21 protein-coding genes and 1 tRNA gene are annotated in these 20,055 nt (G+C 69.4%); 11 read left to right on the top strand and 11 right to left on the bottom strand.

The genetic code is table 11. The features are described from left to right. Window positions 1-53: 53 nt before the first annotated feature. The gene (gene paaN / locus ACFQ6X_RS03015; RefSeq protein WP_383174949.1) at window positions 54-1,754 is read left to right on the top strand and encodes a phenylacetic acid degradation protein PaaN; all 1,701 of its coding nucleotides are present in this window, start codon (window positions 54-56) and stop codon (window positions 1,752-1,754) included. 88 nt (window positions 1,755-1,842) lie between these two features. Here the strand turns inward: paaN and ACFQ6X_RS03010 are convergent, their stop codons facing one another. The 3 genes from ACFQ6X_RS03010 to ACFQ6X_RS03000 are packed head-to-tail and all read right to left on the bottom strand — an operon-like array spanning window position 1,843 to window position 4,801. Further along, complete coding sequence (locus ACFQ6X_RS03010; RefSeq protein ID WP_383174946.1) at window positions 1,843-2,553, bottom strand: TrmH family RNA methyltransferase; 711 nt, start codon at window positions 2,551-2,553, stop codon at window positions 1,843-1,845. Continuing rightward, a complete protein-coding gene (locus ACFQ6X_RS03005) occupies window positions 2,550-3,899 on the bottom strand; it encodes an HTTM domain-containing protein (RefSeq protein ID WP_383174943.1) in 1,350 nt (449 codons plus the stop codon). Before ACFQ6X_RS03005 ends, ACFQ6X_RS03010 begins: the two co-directional genes overlap by 4 nt. Further along, entirely contained in the window at window positions 3,818-4,801 is a 984-nt protein-coding gene (locus ACFQ6X_RS03000; protein ID WP_383174940.1) for a DUF5819 family protein, read from the bottom strand. The genes ACFQ6X_RS03005 and ACFQ6X_RS03000 overlap by 82 nt, the downstream gene beginning before the upstream one ends. A gap of 115 nt (window positions 4,802-4,916) precedes the next feature. Here ACFQ6X_RS03000 and paaA point away from each other — a divergent pair, with 115 nt between their 5' ends. Genes paaA through ACFQ6X_RS02975 form a run of 5 tightly spaced genes read left to right on the top strand, consistent with a single transcriptional unit; the run spans window position 4,917 to window position 8,474 of the window. Then, entirely contained in the window at window positions 4,917-5,936 is a 1,020-nt protein-coding gene (gene paaA / locus ACFQ6X_RS02995) for a 1,2-phenylacetyl-CoA epoxidase subunit PaaA (RefSeq protein ID WP_329209186.1), read from the top strand. Beyond that, window positions 5,933-6,223 carry a 1,2-phenylacetyl-CoA epoxidase subunit PaaB gene (gene paaB / locus ACFQ6X_RS02990; protein WP_030972485.1) on the top strand — a complete coding sequence of 97 codons (291 nt, stop codon included), beginning with the start codon at window positions 5,933-5,935 and terminating at the stop codon, window positions 6,221-6,223. Before paaA ends, paaB begins: the two co-directional genes overlap by 4 nt. Continuing rightward, window positions 6,220-6,921 carry a 1,2-phenylacetyl-CoA epoxidase subunit PaaC gene (paaC, locus tag ACFQ6X_RS02985; protein ID WP_383174935.1) on the top strand — a complete coding sequence of 234 codons (702 nt, stop codon included), beginning with the start codon at window positions 6,220-6,222 and terminating at the stop codon, window positions 6,919-6,921. The genes paaB and paaC overlap by 4 nt, the downstream gene beginning before the upstream one ends. Next, window positions 6,915-7,412 (top strand): 1,2-phenylacetyl-CoA epoxidase subunit PaaD, encoded by a 498-nt coding sequence (gene paaD, locus ACFQ6X_RS02980; protein ID WP_383174932.1) that lies wholly within the window; start codon window positions 6,915-6,917, stop codon window positions 7,410-7,412. The genes paaC and paaD overlap by 7 nt, the downstream gene beginning before the upstream one ends. Beyond that, window positions 7,413-8,474: a 2Fe-2S iron-sulfur cluster-binding protein gene (locus tag ACFQ6X_RS02975; RefSeq protein ID WP_383174929.1), complete on the top strand. Its 1,062-nt coding sequence runs from the start codon at window positions 7,413-7,415 to the stop codon at window positions 8,472-8,474. A gap of 230 nt (window positions 8,475-8,704) precedes the next feature. Here the strand turns inward: ACFQ6X_RS02975 and ACFQ6X_RS02970 are convergent, their stop codons facing one another. The 4 genes from ACFQ6X_RS02970 to ACFQ6X_RS02955 all read right to left on the bottom strand — a co-directional run bounded on the left by ACFQ6X_RS02970 (window position 8,705) and on the right by ACFQ6X_RS02955 (window position 12,843). Further along, a complete protein-coding gene (locus ACFQ6X_RS02970; RefSeq protein WP_383174926.1) occupies window positions 8,705-9,049 on the bottom strand; it encodes a rhodanese-like domain-containing protein in 345 nt (114 codons plus the stop codon). Between the two features lie 46 nt (window positions 9,050-9,095). Then, entirely contained in the window at window positions 9,096-10,106 is a 1,011-nt protein-coding gene (locus tag ACFQ6X_RS02965) for a J domain-containing protein (RefSeq protein ID WP_383174923.1), read from the bottom strand. A 58-nt stretch (window positions 10,107-10,164) separates the two neighbouring features. Further along, a complete protein-coding gene (locus tag ACFQ6X_RS02960; RefSeq protein ID WP_383174920.1) occupies window positions 10,165-11,625 on the bottom strand; it encodes a DUF2252 domain-containing protein in 1,461 nt (486 codons plus the stop codon). 144 nt (window positions 11,626-11,769) lie between these two features. Further along, window positions 11,770-12,843 (bottom strand): hypothetical protein, encoded by a 1,074-nt coding sequence (locus tag ACFQ6X_RS02955; RefSeq protein WP_383174917.1) that lies wholly within the window; start codon window positions 12,841-12,843, stop codon window positions 11,770-11,772. Between the two features lie 79 nt (window positions 12,844-12,922). On the opposite strand from ACFQ6X_RS02955, the gene ACFQ6X_RS02950 reads away from it, so the two are divergent. Continuing rightward, the gene (locus ACFQ6X_RS02950; protein WP_383174914.1) at window positions 12,923-13,375 is read left to right on the top strand and encodes a MarR family winged helix-turn-helix transcriptional regulator; all 453 of its coding nucleotides are present in this window, start codon (window positions 12,923-12,925) and stop codon (window positions 13,373-13,375) included. A gap of 100 nt (window positions 13,376-13,475) precedes the next feature. Here the strand turns inward: ACFQ6X_RS02950 and ACFQ6X_RS02945 are convergent, their stop codons facing one another. After that, window positions 13,476-13,820, bottom strand: a complete 345-nt coding sequence (locus tag ACFQ6X_RS02945; protein WP_383174911.1) for a winged helix-turn-helix transcriptional regulator — start codon at window positions 13,818-13,820, stop codon at window positions 13,476-13,478. A 157-nt stretch (window positions 13,821-13,977) separates the two neighbouring features. On the opposite strand from ACFQ6X_RS02945, the gene ACFQ6X_RS02940 reads away from it, so the two are divergent. Both ACFQ6X_RS02940 and ACFQ6X_RS02935 read left to right on the top strand, forming a co-directional pair. Beyond that, on the top strand, window positions 13,978-14,589 hold the full coding sequence (locus tag ACFQ6X_RS02940; protein WP_383174908.1) for an FMN-dependent NADH-azoreductase: 612 nt from the start codon (window positions 13,978-13,980) through the stop codon (window positions 14,587-14,589). Between the two features lie 280 nt (window positions 14,590-14,869). Further along, a complete protein-coding gene (locus tag ACFQ6X_RS02935; protein WP_383175388.1) occupies window positions 14,870-15,508 on the top strand; it encodes a response regulator in 639 nt (212 codons plus the stop codon). Between the two features lie 36 nt (window positions 15,509-15,544). Here the strand turns inward: ACFQ6X_RS02935 and ACFQ6X_RS02930 are convergent, their stop codons facing one another. The 3 genes from ACFQ6X_RS02930 to ACFQ6X_RS02920 form a co-directional block, all read right to left on the bottom strand. Further along, entirely contained in the window at window positions 15,545-16,174 is a 630-nt protein-coding gene (locus ACFQ6X_RS02930; protein ID WP_383174905.1) for a phosphatase PAP2 family protein, read from the bottom strand. A gap of 159 nt (window positions 16,175-16,333) precedes the next feature. Continuing rightward, window positions 16,334-18,001, bottom strand: a complete 1,668-nt coding sequence (locus tag ACFQ6X_RS02925; RefSeq protein ID WP_383174902.1) for a sensor histidine kinase — start codon at window positions 17,999-18,001, stop codon at window positions 16,334-16,336. A gap of 206 nt (window positions 18,002-18,207) precedes the next feature. Next, window positions 18,208-18,290, bottom strand: a tRNA-Leu gene (locus ACFQ6X_RS02920). A 315-nt stretch (window positions 18,291-18,605) separates the two neighbouring features. On the opposite strand from ACFQ6X_RS02920, the gene ACFQ6X_RS02915 reads away from it, so the two are divergent. Together ACFQ6X_RS02915 and ACFQ6X_RS02910 are read left to right on the top strand one after the other, a co-directional pair. After that, a complete protein-coding gene (locus ACFQ6X_RS02915; protein WP_383174899.1) occupies window positions 18,606-19,466 on the top strand; it encodes an FhaA domain-containing protein in 861 nt (286 codons plus the stop codon). A gap of 10 nt (window positions 19,467-19,476) precedes the next feature. Continuing rightward, a complete protein-coding gene (locus ACFQ6X_RS02910) occupies window positions 19,477-19,992 on the top strand; it encodes an FHA domain-containing protein (protein ID WP_307126071.1) in 516 nt (171 codons plus the stop codon). The last annotated feature ends 63 nt before the right edge of the window (window positions 19,993-20,055 follow it).

Below are 20,055 nucleotides of genomic sequence, written 5' to 3'. Positions count from 1 at the left end.
ACTCTAACTCCGTCCGCACATCCCTGCCCAGCTCGACGAGGAGTTGGTCCGTCATGGCCGCCGAGCTTTCCACCGAGAAGCTGTCCGAGACCCACCGCCCGACGCTCGACCAGGCACTCGAGGCGATCCGTACGCGCGCCTACTGGTCCCCGCACCCCGAGCACCCGAAGGCCTACGGGGAGGGCGGCCTCCCCGGCAGCCTGGGCGCGGCCGAGGGCAAGGCCGCGTTCGACGCGGTGCTGAACACCAAACTCGATCTCGGCCAGCCCGGGACCGACGGCTGGACCGGCGGGGAGGTCTCGCCCTACGGGCCGGAGCTCGGCGTCGAGTATCCCCACGCCGATCCGGACGTCCTGCTCCCGGCGATGGCAGCCGGATCGGGGGCCTGGCGTGCGGCCGGACCGGAGACCAGGGCCCTGGTCTGCCTGGAGATCCTCACCCGCATCAGCGCCCGCACCCACGAGCTCGCCCACGCCGTGATGCACACGAGCGGGCAGGCTTTCATGATGGCGTTCCAGGCAGGCGGCCCGCACGCTCAGGACCGCGGCCTGGAAGCGGTGGCCTACGCGTACGCGGAGCAGATCCGCACGCCCCGGACCGCCGACTGGTCCAAGCCCCAGGGCAAGCGCGACCCGCTCCAGCTGCACAAGTCGTACACCGCCGCCGGCCGCGGCATCTCGCTGCTGATCGGCTGCAACACGTTCCCCACGTGGAACGGCTATCCGGGCCTCTTCGCCTCGCTGGCGACCGGCAACCCGGTCCTGGTGAAGCCGCATCCCAGGGCGGTCCTGCCGCTCGCGCTGACGGTCCAGCTGGCACGCGAGGTGCTGTCCGAGACGGGCTTCGACCCGAATCTGATCGCGCTGGCGGCCGAGCGGCCCGGCGAGGGCATCGCCAAGACCCTCGCGGTACGCCCCGAGATCAAGATCATCGACTACACGGGTTCCTCCGCCTTCGGCGACTGGCTGGAGGCCAACGCCAGGCAGGCCCAGGTCTACACGGAGAAGGCCGGCGTCAACACGATCGTCGTCGACTCCACCGACAACTACCGGGGCATGCTCGCCAACCTGGCCTTCTCGCTCTCGCTCTACAGCGGCCAGATGTGCACCACCCCGCAGAATCTGCTCATCCCACGCGACGGCATCACGACCGACGCGGGTGCCAAGTCGTACGAGGACGTCGTCGCGGACATCGCCGAAGCCGTCAACGGGCTCCTCGGTGACGACGCCCGGGCCAACGGGCTGCTCGGCGCCCTGGTGAATCCCGACGTCAAGAGCCGCCTGGAGGCGGCAGCGTCACTGGGTGACGTCGCCCTGGCCTCGCGCACCGTGGCCAATCCCGACTTCCCCGACGCGGTGGTCCGCACACCGGTCATCGTCAAGCTCGACGGCACCAAGCCCGATGAGGGGGCGGCCTATCTCTCGGAGTGCTTCGGCCCCGTGTCGTTCGCGGTCGCGGTCGACTCGACCTCCGACGCCCTGGAGCTCCTGCGCCGCACCATTCGGGAGAAGGGCGCGATGACGGTCGGCGCGTACACCACGTCCCCGGACGTGGAGCGCGCGGTGGAGGACGTCTGCCTCGACGAATCCGCCCAGCTCTCGCTGAATCTGACGGGCGGGGTGTACGTCAACCAGACCGCGGCGTTCTCCGACTTCCACGGTTCGGGCGGCAACCCCGCGGCCAACGCGGCCCTGTGCGACGGAGCCTTCGTCTCCAACCGTTTCCGGGTGGTGGAGGTCCGCCGCCAGGCGTAGGGATCCACCGGCGGCCGGTGTCGGACGGCCGGTGACCCCCGGTGCCCGGTGGAGCGAGGCGAGCACGGCACGTGCCCCGCTCCACCGGCTACCGGACCCGCGGGTCCGGGATGTCCGCGTACCGCTGCACCCACGCGTGCATCGCGATGGCCGCTGCCGCACCGGCGTTGATCGACCGCGTCGAGCCGAACTGCGCGATCGAGCACACCATCGACGCGTGCTTGCGCGCGTCCTCCGTCAGCCCGGGCCCTTCCTGCCCGAACAACAGCACGCACCGTCGCGGCAGCTCCGTACGCTCCAGCGGCACGGCCCCGGGAAGATTGTCGATCCCGATGATCGGCAGCCCCTCGGCCGCCGCCCAGGCGGTCAGGTCCTCGGTGTCGGGGTGGTGCCGCACATGCTGGTAGCGGTCGGTGACCATCGCCCCCCGCCGGTTCCAGCGCCGCCGGCCCACGATGTGGATCTCCTTGGCGAGGAAGGCGTTGGCGGTGCGCACCACCGAGCCGATGTTGAAGTCGTGCCCCCAGTTCTCCACCGCGACATGAAAGTCGTGCCGGCGCAGATCGAGATCGGCGACGATCGCCTCCCGCGTCCAGTACCGGTAGGAGTCGCCCACGTTGCGCCTGTCCCCCTGGGCGAGCAGCTCGGGGTCGTACCGCTCCCCCTCGGGCCAGGGCAGCGGATGGGGGCCGACGCCGATCTCCGTGCCGTAGCCGTCGTCGTACTGGATCGGTTCGGCGGACGGATCGGGCTCCGTGGTCGCCAGGGGCTCTTGTGTACTACCGGTCTCGCTGCTCACCCGACGAGCGTATGGCCACCGCCACCGCCGTGCTGCGGGGCCTCCTGCTCCTGACCGCCCGGCTGCCGCTGCCCGGGCAGCACGGGCGTGCCCGCCGGGCGCGAGAACAGCCGCTGCCGGCCGCGCGTCACCGTGGCTCCCAGCCACACCAGGAAGACGGTCGGCAGGAAGACGGCGTCCGCCGCGATCATCGCCATCGAGAAGAACGGCAGGCCCAGCAGGACGGCGATGCCGGCGTGCTCACCGATCATGACGACCAGCAGGACGTTCTTGACCCGGCGGTTGAACAAGGTGAAGGGGAAGGCGACCTGCACGATGACCGTGGCGTACGTAAGCACCATGACGGCCAGGGCATTGGACGCGAGAAGACCCGACAGCTCCGGCCACGGCGTGAAGTAGTCGAGCTTGAGCGGGTAGTAGAGCGCGGTGCCGTCCTGCCAGCGCGAGCCCTGGATCTTGTACCAGCCGGCGGTCGCGTAGATCAGGCAGACCTCGGCCATGATCACGACAAGGGCGGCACTGTGGGCGAGGTTGGCCACGACGTCGAGCAGTGTGCGCAGCTCACGGTCGGGTGCGTAGCGGTTCACCAGCCACCAGCCGGCGTTCCCCAGCCACAGCACCCACAGGAGTGACTGCAGCCACCACGTGCCGCCGAGACCGTCCATGAACGAGGCCACGAGCAGGACGGGGCCGGCCGCGGCCCAGAGGACCGGACCCGCAACGTCCCGGGCCGGAGTGCGGCCCTCCGCGGCCCGGGCGGCATTCCGTCCCGCACGACGCGCATCCAGCGACCAGACGCGCGCACAGCGCGTCAGCACCAGGTAGACGGCCATCAGGTGGATGACGTTGTCGCCGCCGTCGCCCATGAAGATGCTGCGGTTCTGCAGCGAGAGGACCCCGACCATGAAGAGGACGGAGGTGACCCGGGTGCGCCACCCGATCATCAGGAGCGCGGCCGACACCAGCGTGAGCGCGTACACGGTCTCGAACCAGAGTGCGCTGTCGGACCACATGAGGACGGTGAAGGCTTCGTTGCTGTCGATGAGCTGCCGGGCCATGTCCCAGCGCCAGGGGCCGTCGGGGCCGTACAGCTCCTGGCGGTGCGGCAGTTCACGCAGCAGGAACAGCAGATACGTGGCGGAGACACCGATCCGGACGACGGCGCTCTGGTACGCACCGAGGGGCGAAGCGGTGATCCGCTGGATGCCACGGGCGAGATGGTCGGCATCCCCTGCGTTCTTCCGGATCCGAGAGGTGGGTGCGCTCACTTCTCCGCCTCCTCGCCCTGTGCTGCCCGGTCCGCTGCGTCCGACTCGGGGAGATCGTCCGAGGTGACTGTCCACCATGGGAGCACCCGGTAGTTCGGCTTGGTGCTGATCTTCTCGCTGCTCCACGGCGGCGCCCCGACGGAACGCACGGCGGACCGCACCTGGATGCGTTCTACCGTGCCTGTGTAGTCGTGGTCGATGAGGCGCAGCATCACGATCCGGCGGATGTAGCGCTCGGAGAGCTCGCCGCGCAGACCGTTGGGGCGGTTCTCGTTGTCGTGGGACCCCACGTAGAAGTCCCAGGCACGGCGGAGCTCGTTCTGGTGGACGTGGCTGGGGAGGGGGTTTCCGCGTATCGCCTCGCCGTCCTCGCCGGAAAGGCTCATCCAGCGCGTGGTGCTTCGGCCGTCGGCGCCGACGATCTCGGCCCGTACGTGCACGGCGACATTCTGCTGGAGCGGATTGGGAGCGAACAGCTTCCAGTTCTGCTCGAACTCCGGGTAGACCCAGTCGTCGACCGACTCGCCGTGCTGCTTCGTCAGCGTGTTGGACGGTGCGACGTGCAGGAACACCATGGCCAGGTGTCCGACGGCCAGCAGCCCGATGACGGACAGCGCCAGCGCTGCGGTGACCTGGTACGGAAGCGAGAGCGCGGCTATTCCACCGCTCGGCCGACGAGGCTGCCCGGGATCCGCGCCGGGTGCGGAGGCGGTGCCGGGTGCCGGCTCGGGATCCGCGCCGGGCACGGTGCCGGGTGCGGGGACTGCACCGGGTGCGCCATCCACTGCCGTGTTCGGCGGGCGGCCTGTCCCGGTGCCGGGTATCTCCGCCGGCCCGGCACCCGCGTCTTCGTCCCCGCTGTCGGGGTGCGGGGCGGCGGTGTACGGCTCCCCGTCCGGACCGGCTTCCGGATGACCCACCACCTCCGGCCAGGCGAGCTTCTTCTCGCTTCCGGCGTGCCCACCGTGGTCCGAATCCATCCCGCCCCGATCACCATCGATCACCACTCAGTTATCCACAGGGTTGACACCCTACGGGCCTCCGACTCACCATTGAAGTCGATGAACCGAACGATCGGTCGGTAGGGAGTGCGGGATGGCGGCAGTGACTGCGGACCAGACGACGCAGGGGACGGCAGGCACGGCGGACGCGGCGCGCGCCGCGGCATTCGACGCCGCGGTGGCAGCCGACGACCGGATCGAGCCGCGGGACTGGATGCCGGACGCCTACAGGGCCTCACTGGTCCGCCAGATGGCCCAGCACGCGCACTCCGAGATCATCGGCATGCAGCCCGAGGCCAACTGGATCACGCGCGCACCCTCGCTGCGCCGCAAGGCGATCCTGATGGCAAAGGTGCAGGACGAGGCCGGCCATGGGCTGTACCTGTACAGCGCCGCCGAGACACTCGGCACCAGCCGCGAGGAGTTGCTCGACAAGCTCCATGCGGGCCGCCAGCGCTATTCGTCGATCTTCAACTACCCGACGCTGACCTGGGCTGACGTCGGTGCGATCGGCTGGCTGGTCGACGGCGCCGCAATCACCAACCAGGTCCCGCTGTGCCGCTGCTCCTACGGCCCGTATGCGCGGGCGATGGTCCGGATCTGCAAGGAGGAGTCCTTCCACCAGCGCCAGGGGTACGAGCTGCTCCTCGCCCTCAGCCGGGGCACCGCCGCCCAGCACGAGATGGCCCAGGACGCGGTGAACCGCTGGTGGTGGCCCTCACTGATGATGTTCGGCCCGCCCGATGACGCGTCGGCGCACTCGGAACAGTCGATGGCCTGGAAGATCAAGCGGCACTCCAACGACGAGCTGCGCCGACGCTTCGTGGACATCTGCGTCCCGCAGGCACAGGCGTTGGGCCTCACCCTCCCGGACCCCGACATCCGGTGGAACGAGGAGCTCGGACAGCACGACTACGGAGCGATCGACTGGACGGAGTTCCAGGAGGTCCTCAAGGGCAACGGCCCCTGCAACGAAGAACGGCTCGCCCAGCGACGCACGGCCCATGAAGAGGGCGCCTGGGTCCGGGACGCGGCAGCGGCATACGCAGACAAGCACGCAGCAAAGCCCGGGGCATCCGGAGCAAGCGCAGAGCCCGGGGAGGCAACAGCATGAGCAGTTCGACCGACTGGCCGCTGTGGGAGGTGTTCGTGCGCTCACGCCGCGGGCTCTCCCACACCCACGCAGGCAGCCTGCACGCGCCGGACGCGGAGATGGCCCTGCGCAACGCCCGCGATCTGTACACACGCCGCTCGGAGGGCGTCTCCATCTGGGTTGTCCCCTCGACCGAGATCACCGCTTCCTCGCCGGACGAGAAGGACTCGTTCTTCGAACCCGCCGGGGACAAGCCCTACCGCCACCCCACGTTCTACGAGATCCCCGAAGGGGTGAAGCACCTGTGACCGCGGCCCTCGCCCTCGGCGACGACGCGCTGGTGCTCTCGCACCGGCTGGGGGAGTGGGCGGGGCATGCCCCCGTTCTGGAGGAGGAAGTGGCCCTGGCCAACATCGCCCTGGACCTGCTGGGGCAGGCCAGACTGCTGCTCTCGTTCGTCGGCGACGAGGACGAGCTGGCCTATCTCCGCGAGGAGCGCTCCTTCCGCAACCTCCAGCTGGTCGAGCAGCCGAACGGCGACTTCGCCCACACCATCGCCCGCCAGCTCTACTTCTCCGTCTACCAGCACCTGCTCTACGAGCAGCTGGCCGCGGGCGGGGGCGAGTTCGCCGACCTCGCGGCGAAGGCCGTCAAGGAGGTCGCCTACCACCGCGACCACGCGGAGCAGTGGGTCCTGCGGCTCGGCGACGGCACGGCGGAGAGCCACGAGCGCATGCAGCGCGGCCTGGACACGCTGTGGCGGTTCACCGGCGAGCTGTTCCAGCCCGTCGAGGGAGTCGATGCCGACTGGGAGGCCCTGCAGAACAGCTGGCTGCCGGCCATCACCTCCGTGGTCGAGCGGGCCACGCTGACGCTCCCGTCCGGCCCGCAGTCCGGAGCGTGGACGGCGGGAGCGGGCCGGCAAGGTCTGCACACCGAACCGTTCGGGCGGATGCTCGCCGAAATGCAGCACCTGCACCGCAGCCACCCGGGGGCGTCATGGTGACCGAGACCCTCCTGGAAGCGGAGCTCCACCGGCTCGCGGGCTCCGTGCCCGACCCCGAGCTGCCGGTCATCACCCTGGACGAGCTCGGTGTGCTCCGCGGTGTGCAGATGCACGGCCCCGACAGCGTCACCGTGCAGCTCACTCCGACGTACACCGGCTGCCCGGCGATCGAAGCCATGTCCGCCGATATCGAGCGAGTGCTTCACGAGCACGGCGTGGCCGAGGTCTCCGTAGTGACCGTCCTCGCCCCGGCCTGGTCGACGGACGACATCAGCGACGAGGGCCGGCGCAAGCTCGCCGAGTTCGGCATCGCGCCACCCCGCCCCGGAGGCGGGCAGGGCGGACCGGTGCCGCTGACCCTTGCGGTGCGCTGCCCGCACTGCGGTTCCACCGATACGGAGCTGCTGAGCCGCTTCTCCTCCACCGCGTGCAAGGCACTGCGCCGCTGCGTCGACTGCCGCGAACCGTTCGACCACTTCAAGGAGTTGTAGATGTTCCATCCGCTCCGGGTCAGCGCCATCGAACGGATCACGGACGATGCGGTGGCTGTCACCTTCGCCGTGCCGCCCGAGCTGCGCGAGACCTTCCGTCACAGCCCCGGTCAGCACCTCAACGTGCGCTACAGCGCCGGCGGCGAGGAGATCCGCAGGTCGTACTCAATCTGCGCACCGGCCGTTCAGGAGCCGGGCGACCCGGTGCTCCGGGTGGGCATCCGCATGGTCGACGGCGGTGCCTTCTCCACGTACGCGCTCAAGGAACTGGCCGTCGGGGACCAGGTGGAGGCGATGGCCCCGATGGGCCGCTTCGTGCTCGACCCGCGCCCCGGCCACTTCGCGGCGATCGTGGGCGGCAGCGGCATCACACCGGTGCTGTCGATCGCGGCGACGCTGCTGGCGAGGGAACCCGCTGCCCGCTTCTGTCTGATCCGCAGTGACCGTACGGCTGCGTCGACAATGTTCCTGGACGAGGTGGCCGACCTCAAGGACCGTTATCCGGACCGGTTCCACCTGGTGACGGCGCTGTCGCGGGAGGAACAGGCGGCCGGGCTCCCCTCCGGGCGGCTGGACCACGAGCGGCTCACCGGGCTGCTGCCCGCGGTCCTCTCGGTGCCCGACGTGGACGGCTGGTTCCTGTGCGGTCCGTTCGGCCTGGTCCGTGGCGCGGAAGGTGCGCTGCGGGAGCTCGGCGTCGACCGGGCCCGTATCCACCAGGAGATCTTCCACGTCGCCGACGAGGGAACGGCGTCACCGTCCGTTGCCCGGGCCACCGCACCGGCGGACAGCACCCTCACGGCGACCCTCGACGGCCGCTCGGGCAGCTGGCCCGTGCAGGACGGCGAATCCCTCCTGGAGACGGTCCTTCGGAGCCGCTCGGACGCTCCCTATGCCTGCAAGGGCGGAGTGTGCGGAACCTGCCGGGCCTTCCTGGTCTCGGGCGAAGTGCGCATGGACCGCAATTTCGCGCTGGAACCGGAGGAGACCGGGGCGGGGTTCGTGCTGGCCTGCCAGTCGCACCCGCTCACCCCGAAGGTCGAGCTCGACTTCGACCGCTGAGGCGCTGCCGTGCTGAGGCCCTGCCCTGCTGAGGCCCTGCCGCGCTGAGCCGCTTGCCGACCGAACTACTTGTCGGCCGAGCTGCCTGCCCGCTGTACCGCAGCAACCCGAACCGCTGAACCCGGAGCCGTCGGGGCCAGAACGTGAATGAGGACCGAGCAGCCACCGGCCGCTCGGTCCTCATTCACAAACAGCCGGAGAACGTTCGGGGAACGTCGCAGAAGGGGCCCTCAGAGAACGAAGGCCGACGTGCCGTTGTCGGCGATCATCGGGCGCCCCGCGCCGTCCCAGGCGAGCATTCCGCCGTCGATGTTCACCGCGTCGATCCCCTGCTGCACCAGGTACTGGGTGACCTGTGCGGACCGGCCGCCGACCCGGCACATCACATGCACACGCCGCCCGTCGTCGGCCGCCTCGGTCAGCTCACCGAACCGGGCCACGAAGTCACTCATGGGAATGTGCAGCGCACCCTCGACATGCCCGGCCGACCACTCGTCGTCCTCCCGGACGTCCAGCACGAAGCCGTCCGACGGCACTGCAGCGACGTCCACAGAGGGCAGTGGGGCGAAATTCATGGGTCATGCCTTCTCTCGTACATACGCGCCTGAGTCACCGGAAACGCTACTGCACCAGGCCCGCCAGCTCGGCCTCACGCTGGGACACCTCGCCCAGCAGCTTCTCGCCGATGTCGTCGAGAAGCCGGTCGGGATCGTCCGGAGCCATCCGCAGCATCGAACCGATCGCACTGTCCTCCAGCTCCCTGGCAAGAACGGTGAGCAGTTCCTTACGCCTGCTGAGCCACTCCAGCCGGGCGTAGAGCTCCTCGCTCTCGCTGAGCCGGAGCTCCGGTGCCACGGGGCCCGCCGCCCACTCCCCGGCCAGCTCCTTCAGCAGCTCCACATCTCCACGGCCGTAGGCGGCGTTGACGCGGGCGATGAACTCATCGCGGCGTGCCCGTTCCTTCTCGTCCGGTGCCAGGTCCGGGTGCGCCTTGCGGGCCAGCTCGCGGTAGAGCTTGCGGGCCTCCTCGCTGGGCCTGACCCGCTTCGGAGGCCGGACCGGCTGCTCGGTGAGCATGGCCGCGGCCTCGGGTGAAAGGCCGTCGGAGTCCATCCAGTCGTGGAACAGCTCGTCGACCCCCGGCATCGGCATGACGATCGCCCGGGCCTCCTGAGCCTTGCGCAGATCCTCCGGATCACCGGACTTCGCGGCCCGCGCCTCCGCGATCTGCGCATCCAGCTCGTCCAGGCGCGCGTACATCGGGCCGAGCTTCTGGTGATGCAGCCGGGAGAAGTTCTCGACCTCCACCCGGAAGGTCTCCACCGCGATCTCGAACTCGATCAGCGCCTGCTCGGCCACCCGGACGGCCTTGGCAAGCCGCTCCTCGGGCCGGGGCGCACCGGCTGCATCCGCCGTGTCACCGGCCGCACCGGAGCCATCCACGCCGGAATCGGTCGCACCGGAGCCAGCCGCACCGGCATCGTGCTGATCGGCCTGCGGTGCGTCGTACGCATCACCCTGCAGGCCACCCTGCGACGTGTCGGGCGCGGCATACGGCTCGTCCTGCCGGGCGTGGTTCTGCCGGTCTTCGTCGTTCCGGGTGGTCGGCACCCCGGCGGCTTCGTCGGTCACCCGTCCAGCGTATGGCCACGGCCCGCACACCGAGGACCCGCGGTCGCCTGCAAGCCCGTCATACGCCGAGCTCGGCGGCTATCCGCCCGGCCCCGACGGCCCGAACGAGCTCGGCGTGGTCCGCCTCGGTCCTGTCCGCATACGTCACCGCGAAATCGGCTACCGCCTCGTCCAGCTCGGCGTTCTTCCCGCAGTAGCCCGCAAGCAGACGCGGATCGGCACTGTGCGCATGGGCCCTGGCCAGCAGTGCGCCCGTCATCCGTCCGTAGTCGTCGACCTGGTCCGCGGCGAGAGCGGCCGGGTCCACGCTGCCCTTGCGATTCCTGAACTGCCGTACCTGGAAGGGCCTGCCGTCGACCTCTGCCCAACCGAGCAATATGTCACTGACGACCTGCATCCGCTTCTGCCCGAGCACCACCCGGCGCCCCTCGTGCACCACGTCCGGCACATCGAAGCCGGCCTGCGGGAGATAGGGCGCCAACGCGGAGGGCCGGGCCTCCTTTACCTGCAGGACCAGCGGCTCACCCCGGTGATCGAGTAGCAGCACCACGTACGACCGGGTGCCCACGCTGCCCGTGCCCACCACCCGGAACGCCACATCGTGGATCGCATACCGGGCCAGCAGCGGAACCCGGTCCTCCGAAATCGTGCCGAGGTAACCGTGCAGACCCGCCGCGACCGCCGCCGCCTCCGCGTCCGGCACCCGGCGCAGCACAGGTGGTGCGTCGACGAAGCGCCGTCCGCCGTCCTCGGAGTCCTCCGTGGACCTGGCGGCGAAGCGTGCACTCGTGTTGTTACGGGCCTTCGCCGACACCCGCTCCAGTGTCCCGAGGAGGTCCCGGGCATCGGTGTGCGAGACGAGCTCCTCGTCCGCGATGGCGTTCCAGGCGTCGAGTGCGGGCAGCGCGGCCAGCAGGCGCATGGTGCGACGGTAGGCACCCACCGTGTCGTACGCGCCCTGGCGGCAGGTGTCCTCGTCCGCACCGGCTTCGCGGCCCGCGAGCACCAGCGAGGTGGCGAGCCGCTTGAGGTCCCACTCCCACGGGCCGAAGACGGTCTCGTCGAAGTCGTTCAGATCGATGACGAGGCTGCCGCGGGCATCGCCGTACAGCCCGAAGTTGGCCGCATGCGCGTCGCCGCAGAGCTGTGCGCCCACACCCGTGACCGGCGTACCCATGAGGTCGTGGGCCATCAGCCCGGCCGAGCCGCGCATGAAGGCGAACGGTGTAGCGGCCATCCGCCCCACCCGGATCGGCGTGAGGCCGGGCACCCTGCCGCGGTTCGACTCCTCGACCGCCTGCACCGCGTCGGGCCGGCCGGCAGGAAGGACCAGGGAGCTGTGCGAGGCCCGAGGAACCGTCGCCCGCAGCGCCTTGCCCGCAGCCTTCGGAGATTCCCCGTCCGCCGTTGCCGACGACGCCCCTGTGCCCACACGCTGCGCAAACCCGGGCACGACCGGAATGCGCGCATCTGCCGCTGTCGCCCGCTGTACCGGCACCGTCGCATCGACTTCGCTCATGGAGCGCCGCCTCCCCCGCCTTGTCGACCCGTTCGTCCAACATCAACTGCGGACGACGGTACAGCTGTCCCGCGACGGCCGTCTGCCCCTGTGGACAACTCCGGGAACCGGCCTGTGGACAAGCCCAGGGCGGCCGCGAGCAGCTCAGACTCCGACCGCTTCCTCCATCTCCTCCTCGGCCCCCACCTTCGACGCGGCCAGGGCTTCGGCGCGGGACAGTTCGGAAGCCGCGCGACGGCCCTTCGCCTCGGCCGCGCCGGCCACACCCACGACGGCCAGTCCCGCCACGAACCACAGCGCGAGCACCAGCACATGGCCGCCCAGTGCGTGGCCGCCGAAGTACACATGGCTGCGTACACCTTCGACGAAGCCCGCACCGTTCCAGAAGGCATGGAGCGAGCCGAAGAATCCCGGCTGGAGCTCGGGCCGGAAGATGCCGCCCGAACTGGTGAAGTTGAGCATGACGAAGAGCACCATCACGCCGAGCGTGGTCCACCGCTTGAGAAAGGTGTGCAGCCCGACACCGATCAGCAGTATTCCCGCCGAGTAGAGCCACGCCATGGCCCAGAGCCCGCCGAGCCCGTGGTCCACGAGGCCGAACAGCGGCCCTGCGAACACCGCACCGATCACGCTCACCACGAGCGAGGCGCCGACGGCGAGCGCCGCCCTGATCCGCAGCGCCAGCACCGCCCCTGCGCCGCCGATCACCGCGACCGACGCGTACGACCCGATGCTGACGGCCACCAGCAGGAAGAAGATCCCCTGCCCGGTCGGATCGCCGTCCGCGGTCGGCTCGGCATTCGTCACCTTGAGGGGCGCCCCCTGCTCGGCGGCGACCTCGGTGAAGACCTTCTGCACCACCGTCGCGCTGGTGTCCGACGAGGCGGTGGCCACGATCAGTTCGGGGCTGCTCCCCGGCAGGTAGGCACCGTAGCTCTGCTGTGTCCGCAGGTGGTTCACCGCAGTGTCGCGGTCGGCTACCGTACGCACACTCAATGCACCGTCACCCCTGTCCTGCAAGGTCTGTGCGAGCACGTCGGCACTCGCCCCCGAGCCGACGACGTCCACCCTCAGGTCGTGCGGTTCCGGAGCGTGAAAGGCACCCAGGTAAGCGAGCCCCATGCCGACGCACATCAGCAGCGGCGTAACGAGATGGCTGAGTACATGACGCAGCGCACCGGCAGTGGAGCCGGACGGCGCACTCGGACCTGCGGACATTCGGGCAGCCTCCAATCGTTGGCTTTTACAACCTCTAATTCGTTGTAGCATACATCTAGATTTCGAGAAAGGTGACTCCGTGGCAGGCGCCCCCCGGGAACGCGAAGAGTCGCTGGATGTCATCCAGCGCGAACTGACCGCCTTCGCACGCCGTGCACGCTCAGCCGCGGCACGCCTCCACCCTGAGCTGCCCCTGGTCTCGTACACGCTGCTCGCCCACATCGACCACCGGCACGGCTGCCGTGCAACCGACCTGGCGGCGCACTACATGCTGGACAAGTCGACGGTCAGCCGACAGGTCGCCGCCCTGGAGAAGCTCGGCCTGGTCGAGCGTCATCCGGACCCGGACGATCACCGCATCCAGGTGCTGCACCCCACCGCGACGGGCACTCAGGCACTCGCCTCGACCCAGGCGAGCCGCCGCGCGGCCTACCGGGAGCGCCTCTCCGAGTGGACAGCGAATGATCTGGCGCAGTTTGCGGAGTACCTGCTGCGCTACAACATGACCGGTGACGGCGACACCACGCGGTAGACGTCCACCCGCACCACCGGCCCACCCGGCAGACGATCACCCGCACCACGGGTCCGGACCGCCAGGTGATCACTCGCACCACCGGCCCCCGGCAGACAGGTCAGCAGCCGCCCGAATCGATCAGATACGTGTCGGCCCACTGCCCAAGCTCCTTGAGCGCCGGCTCCATCGCGGCACCGGCCTCCGTCAAGCGGTACGAGACGCGCAGCGGAGGCCCCTCGTCGACCTCGCGCACGACCAGACCTGCGGCCCCCAGCTCGGAGAGCCGGTCCGAGAGCATGCGCTCACTGATGCCCGGAATCGCCCGCCGCAGATCCGCGAAGTGCACCGGATGCTGCATCAGCACCGAGACGATCGGGCCCGTCCACCGCTTCCCGAACAGCTCGAAGACGCGGCTGATGCCCACATCCACCCGCCGACAGGCCTGTGCGTCGTGATCTGCCATGGCTCCAGAGTACTGCGTCACCGTGAGGGACTTATGAAAAGTAAGCGACTATGTTATCAATAGGTACGTACGAAACACGGGCTCGCTCGGAACCCTCACGGCGCGCCCGTGACCCCGGAACCGAGCCCCGTCCACCCGACTCCCTGTGGAGATCCCCATGGCCACGCTTCTGCACCTCGACTCCGCTGTATTCCCCCAGGACTCCGCGTCTCGCGCGATCACCGCCGCATTCGTCGAGACCTGGCGCGAGCAGCATCCCGGCGGTCAGGTCGTGTACCGCGATCTCGCCGCCGACCCCCTGCCCCACCTGGATGCCACGGCCGTTTCCGCCGGTGCCGACGACGCGCTGCGCAGCAAGCTGGCCGCCGAGCTGGCGGGCGCGGACGCCGTACTGATCGGCGCTCCGATGTACAACTTCTCGATCCCGTCCACCCTGAAGGCGTGGCTGGATCAGGTGATCATCGTCGGACACAACGTCGGCGCCGACAGCCCGGTCACCGGCACCCCTGTCACCGTCGTCGCCAGTCGGGGCGGCTCGTACGCCCCCGGCACTCCTCGCGAGGAGTTCGAGTTCGTCCAGAATTACCTGGAGAAGGTACTGACCGGCATGTTCGGCGTCGAAGTCGATTTCATCGTCCCGGAGTTGACGCTGGCACACTCGAAGCCCGAGATGGCCGAACTCATTCCGCTCGCCGATGCCTCCCGCGCCCAGGCATTCACCGACGCCACAGAGAAGGCCAAGGCCCTCGCGGCACGTCTCGCCGCCTGAGCGACCGGAACCATCCGGGGCAACCGGACAGCACAGCCGGGGCCACGGAGCAGACCAGTGCTTCGTGGCCCTGATTTCTCCCCCACGCGACTCCTGGACGGGCGCCCGCCCACGTCCCGTACGGCTCCCCTACGGTGCGGATCCGACGTTTCACGTGAAACAACGGCCGCGTCCAGCCGCCATCCCCGTTACGGTCATCCGCTGGTCCCTATTCATCACCGAACGGGAAGCGGAGACAGCCATCCCTACGATCCGAATCGTTCTGGCCGACGACGAGGCGATGATCCGCGCCGGAATCCGCGCCATCCTCTCCGGAGATCCCGAGATCGACGTCGTGGCCGAGGCCGCCGACGGCCGTGAAGCTGTCGCGCTGGCCCTTGAACACCGCCCCGATGTCGTCCTCATGGACATCCGCATGCCGGTCATGGACGGACTCGCGGCCACTGAGGAAATCAAGCGGGCCTCCACCGGAATTTCCGTCCTCGTCCTGACCACATTCTCCGAAGACGAATACGTCAGCAGGGCGCTCAGCGGTGGGGCCAGCGGCTTCATGCTCAAGTCGGGGGACCCACGCGAGTTGCTTGCCGGCGTGCACACCGCGGCAGCCGGCGCCTCCCATCTCTCCGCGAAAGTGGCACAGCACGTCATCGCCGAACTGAACCGGGGCGCCGGCGCGCAGGCCAACGCGCGCAGCACCGCACTGCGCGCGAGGGTGGACGCGCTGACCGAGCGGGAACGGCAGGTGCTTGTCCTGCTCGGCAGCGGGCTGTCCAATGCGGAGATCGGGCAGCGGCTCCACGTCGTGGAGGGCACGGTCAAGAGCTACGTGGGGTCGGTCTTCTCCGCGCTGGGTGTACGCAATCGGGTCCAGGCCGCGATCGTCGCCTACGAGACCGGGCTGATCGACGCCGGCGCCTGAATCGGGCCCCGGCCCCCATCGCCGCCAGAAGGCCCCTCAGCGCCCCAGAACGGGCACCAGCCCCCTCTGCCCCCTCAGCCGGCCCACCGCCCAGCTGCCGGGCGCCGCCAGAACTCCCAGCAGCAGCGGGGCACCCAGCGCTCCGAGCAGCAGACCGGCCGCCACATCGTGCAGATAGTGAACGCCCACGTAGACGCGGGACAGGGCGATCAGCACCGCAAGGGGCAGGACCAGCAGACCGACCAGGCGCCAGGTGAGCACGAGAGTCATGGCCGACGCGGCAGCGATGACGGCGTGGTTGCTGGGAAAGGACCAGTCGCCCGGCGCCGGGCACGAGGCGATCGGTCTGACGCCGGGGATGTCCCGGCAGGGGCGCTCCTCATGAAGCCAGACCTTGACGATCTCGCTGACGACATAGACCACGGCGACAACGAGCGGGGCGAGCAGAGCGTGGGCCATCGCTCTGCTGTCGCGCGTACGGGCCCTCCACCACTGGACCACGAAGAGAACGACGAACACGAGAATTCCGCCCTCGGTGACCAATTCACCCAGCCTCTGCACCCACCCAGACGTGCCGGCTGCCCATTCCGTGATGTCGCGGTACACGCCGACCCCGTACTCCGGACCCGCCTTGGCCGAGCGGACCACGTCTTCCGGCTGAACCACCTTGTTGTACATACTCGGTGCCACTCTCCGTATGCCGATTCCCGCGCCTCCATGTCATCTGGAACGTAGGTTCCGGCCGGGTACGGCCACATCCCGCGAAAGCAAGCCGTCACCCCCACTTTCGTCCTGCCGTGGAACGACCTTCGGCATCCGCCGACATCAGCCGTGATCTGCCTGGAGGCGCGATTCGGCCGTCAACTCGGTCTTGTCGACCAGCCGGTCGTGGGCAAAGCACAGGCGGTACACGTCGACGGCGACGAACAGCTCGCCACTGGCCCGGTAATAGCTGCAGGTGGCTCCCGACGGCTCGGGCCGGTGCTCGGAAGGGGCGTCGCTCATTTCCCTGGACGGAAGCAGCCGGCCGACCGCGCCCGCAGGTGCACCGATCTCCAATTGCGCATACGCGGACGGCTGAAGCACCGAAGAAGCGGCCCCGTACGCGTAATAGCCCAGCATCGCGGCGGCGAGGCAGGCGAACAGACCGAGCGGAAGGCCGACCGCAACGACGAAACGCCGCCGCAGCCCCGCCGTGGCACGCATGAGTCCGCCGAAAGCCGCTCCCTGCCCCGAACCGACCGGCGGTACGCCGGCAGGTCCCGCTCCGGCAGGCAGCGCCCCGGCCGGAATTGCCTCCGGGACGCCGACCGCCGCCCCATCCGCCCCTGCGCCGACACCTGCCCGGCCCGGCACGCGCGGGAGCCGCGCCGTCACCTCGAACCCACCGTCAGGCAGCACGCCCGCCCGGAATTCACCGCCCGCCAGCCGGGTCCGCTCCTGCAGCCCTATCAACCCGCGACCTCCCTGCGCGCGGCTCTCCAGCGGGTCCCGGACCGGTGGACCGTTCCGTACGGCCACAGTGACGTCGAGCGGGGTGTGATCCAGTCGCACGGTCACCGCCGACCCGGGAGCGTGCTTCATCACATTGGTCAACGACTCCTGCACCACCCGGTACACAGCCTTGTCCGTCATGCCCGGCAGTTCACCGGCCTGTCCGGTGCACCGGAGCTCCACCCCCGCGCCTGAGGCACGTGCCCGGTCCACCAGCACCCCCACACCGGCATGCGAAGGCTCCAACGGCGCCGGAGCACCGTCCTCGCGCAGGACTCCGATGATGTCCCGCAGCCGCTCCATCGCCTCGGCCGCACCCGCGCGAAGCCCCGCGGCCGTCTCCCGATGGTGGTCCCCCAGGTCCGGAGCCATCTGCAGAGCCCCGGCCCGCAGAGCGATCAGATTCAGTTCATGCCCCAGGGAGTCGTGCATGTCCTCCGCGATACGTGCCCGCTCCCGCATCCGTGCCTGCTCGACCCTGCTGCGCTGCTGGAGCTCCAACTGCCTGGCATGCTCCCAGCCGGCCACCTGAAGCTCGTCCCTCTGGCGCGTGTACCGGCCCAGCAGCCAGGGGAGCAGCCCGGCGAAGATCAGCCCCGACGCCAGCACCGCCCACATGGGCACCGTCAGCCCCGACCGGACACCGCCGACCACCGCCGCGACACCCACCGGACCCAGCACCCTCAGCGCAGCCCGCCGATCCACCGGCAGCCGTCCCACGGCGTAACTCATGACACACACGGCCGGAAGACTGGCCATGACGGCGACGGAGTCGACATCGTCGAGCAGCAGCGCGAGAGTCCACCACAGCCCCGCACACAGGGCCAGGGACACCAGCGGCCGCGTACGCCGCACCGCGACGGCAATGCCGACGGCCACGGCGCCGAAGAGGGTCTCCCACCGCCGGCTCCCGTCGAGTCCGGATCCGGGGACGAGGGCGACAGCCGGGACGTTGAGTGCCGCCCACAGCAGGACCGAGCCGACGAGGGTGGATTTCACGCGGATCACGCTAGCCGGGCAGAAGGATCCGCAACCGGCCGATGGATCCACGGCCGGCAGGTCGATCCGCAACCGGCCGGGGATCCGCACCACGCCGGACTCCGAGCAGGCCCGTGGCTCCGCACAACGAAGAACCCCCGCTCCGGATCTCTCCTGAGCGGGGGTTCTGTCGAACCAACCCGGCAGCTGCAAGCAACTGCCCGTTGTGCGCGAGGGGGGATTTGAACCCCCACGTCCCTAAGGACACTGGCACCTGAAGCCAGCGCGTCTGCCGTTCCGCCACTCGCGCATGAGTGGTGTTTTCAGACTCTCCCACCGAGTGGTGCGAGCGCCTGGCGACATCCGGAAGATTAGCACGGTGGACAGGGTGGATTCACATCCGTTGTTTCGCCGAACGCACGGAGGGAACCGGGAACGCGGGGCCGACGCCCCCACTCCTCCTGAGTGCACCCGGAGTGCGGGACACTGTCAGGAGGCCACCTCTACGATCCGTGTGAGAGGTGACACTCATCCACTGTGCAGACAAGGGGAACCAGCCGATTTCCCGACGCGTGGATACGATCAGTAAGCAGTACAGGGACGACGACACCGGAGGAGGTGCCCCATGGGAGTCATGAAGCGTTTCGAGCAGCGTCTCGAAGGTCTGGTCAATGGCACCTTCGCCAAGGTCTTCAAGTCCGAGGTGCAGCCGGTCGAGATCGCGGGAGCCCTCCAGCGCGAGTGCGACAACAACGCACAGATCTGGAACCGCGAGCGGACGGTCGTGCCCAACGACTTCATCGTCGAGCTCAGCACCCCCGACTACGAGCGGCTCAGCCCGTACTCGGGTCAGCTCGGCGACGAGCTGTCCGGCCTGGTCAGGGACTACGCCAAGCAGCAGCGGTACACCTTCATGGGACCCATCAAGGTCCATCTGGAGAAGGCGGACGACCTCGACACGGGGCTCTACCGGGTACGCAGCCGGACCCTGGCGTCGAGTTCGTCACAGCAGGGCCAGCAGGGCGGTCCCGCACCCCACGCCCAGCCGAACCGTCCCGCGGCCCCACAGGCGCCGGGCGGCTACGGCTACCCCCCGACCTCCCCCCCGCCCATGCCCGCGGCCCCGCCGCCGGGCTCCGGGCGCCCGGGAGGCCCTTCCAGCGACTGGCGCCCGCCGGCCGCGTCCGGGCCCGCGCCCGACGCGCAGGTGCGGCGCTGGATCGAGATCAACGGCAACCGCCATCAGATCTCCCGCCCGACGTTGGTGATGGGACGAAGCACCGACGCCGACGTGCGGATCGACGACCCCGGCGTATCGCGCCGGCACTGTGAGATCCGGACCGGAACGCCCTCGACGATCCAGGATCTCGGGTCTACCAACGGCATCGTGGTAGACGGGCAGCACACCACCCGCGCTACGCTCCGCGACGGCTCGCGGATCGTCGTGGGCAGCACCACCATCGTTTACCGGCAAGCCGAAGGGTGAAGCGGGGGCAATGTCAGAGCTGACCCTGACGGTCATGCGGCTAGGTTTCCTAGCTGTTCTGTGGCTATTCGTAATCGTGGCCGTCCAGGTCATTCGCAGCGACCTGTTCGGAACGCGCGTCACGCAGCGCGGCTCACGCCGCACTGCAGCCGACGCGCGCCCGCAACAGGCTCGCCAACAGCAGGCAGCGCCGCCTCAGCAGCGCCAGCAGCCCGGTCGCCAGCGGCGCGGGGCACCCACCAAGCTGGTCGTCTCCGAAGGCACGCTCACCGGCACCACCGTCGCGCTCCAGGGCCAGACCATCACCCTGGGCCGGGCGCACGACTCAACGATCGTGCTGGACGACGACTACGCGTCCAGCAGGCATGCCAGGATCTACCCGGACCGTGACGGCCAGTGGATCGTCGAGGATCTAGGGTCCACCAACGGCACCTATCTCGACCGGACCCGGCTCACCACCCCGACACCTGTTCCGCTGGGCGCGCCGATCCGCATCGGCAAGACCGTCATCGAGCTGCGGAAGTAGTACGACAATGAGCGAGCGGAGCGAGCGAGCCGCGGCGGTCCTGACAAAGGACCCGGCCCGGCT

This window comes from Streptomyces sp. NPDC056452 (assembly GCF_042796085.1).
Lineage (GTDB): Bacteria > Actinomycetota > Actinomycetes > Streptomycetales > Streptomycetaceae > Streptomyces.
The sequence above is the reverse complement of the archived record's forward strand: the minus strand, read 5'-3'. Positions and strand labels throughout refer to the sequence as shown.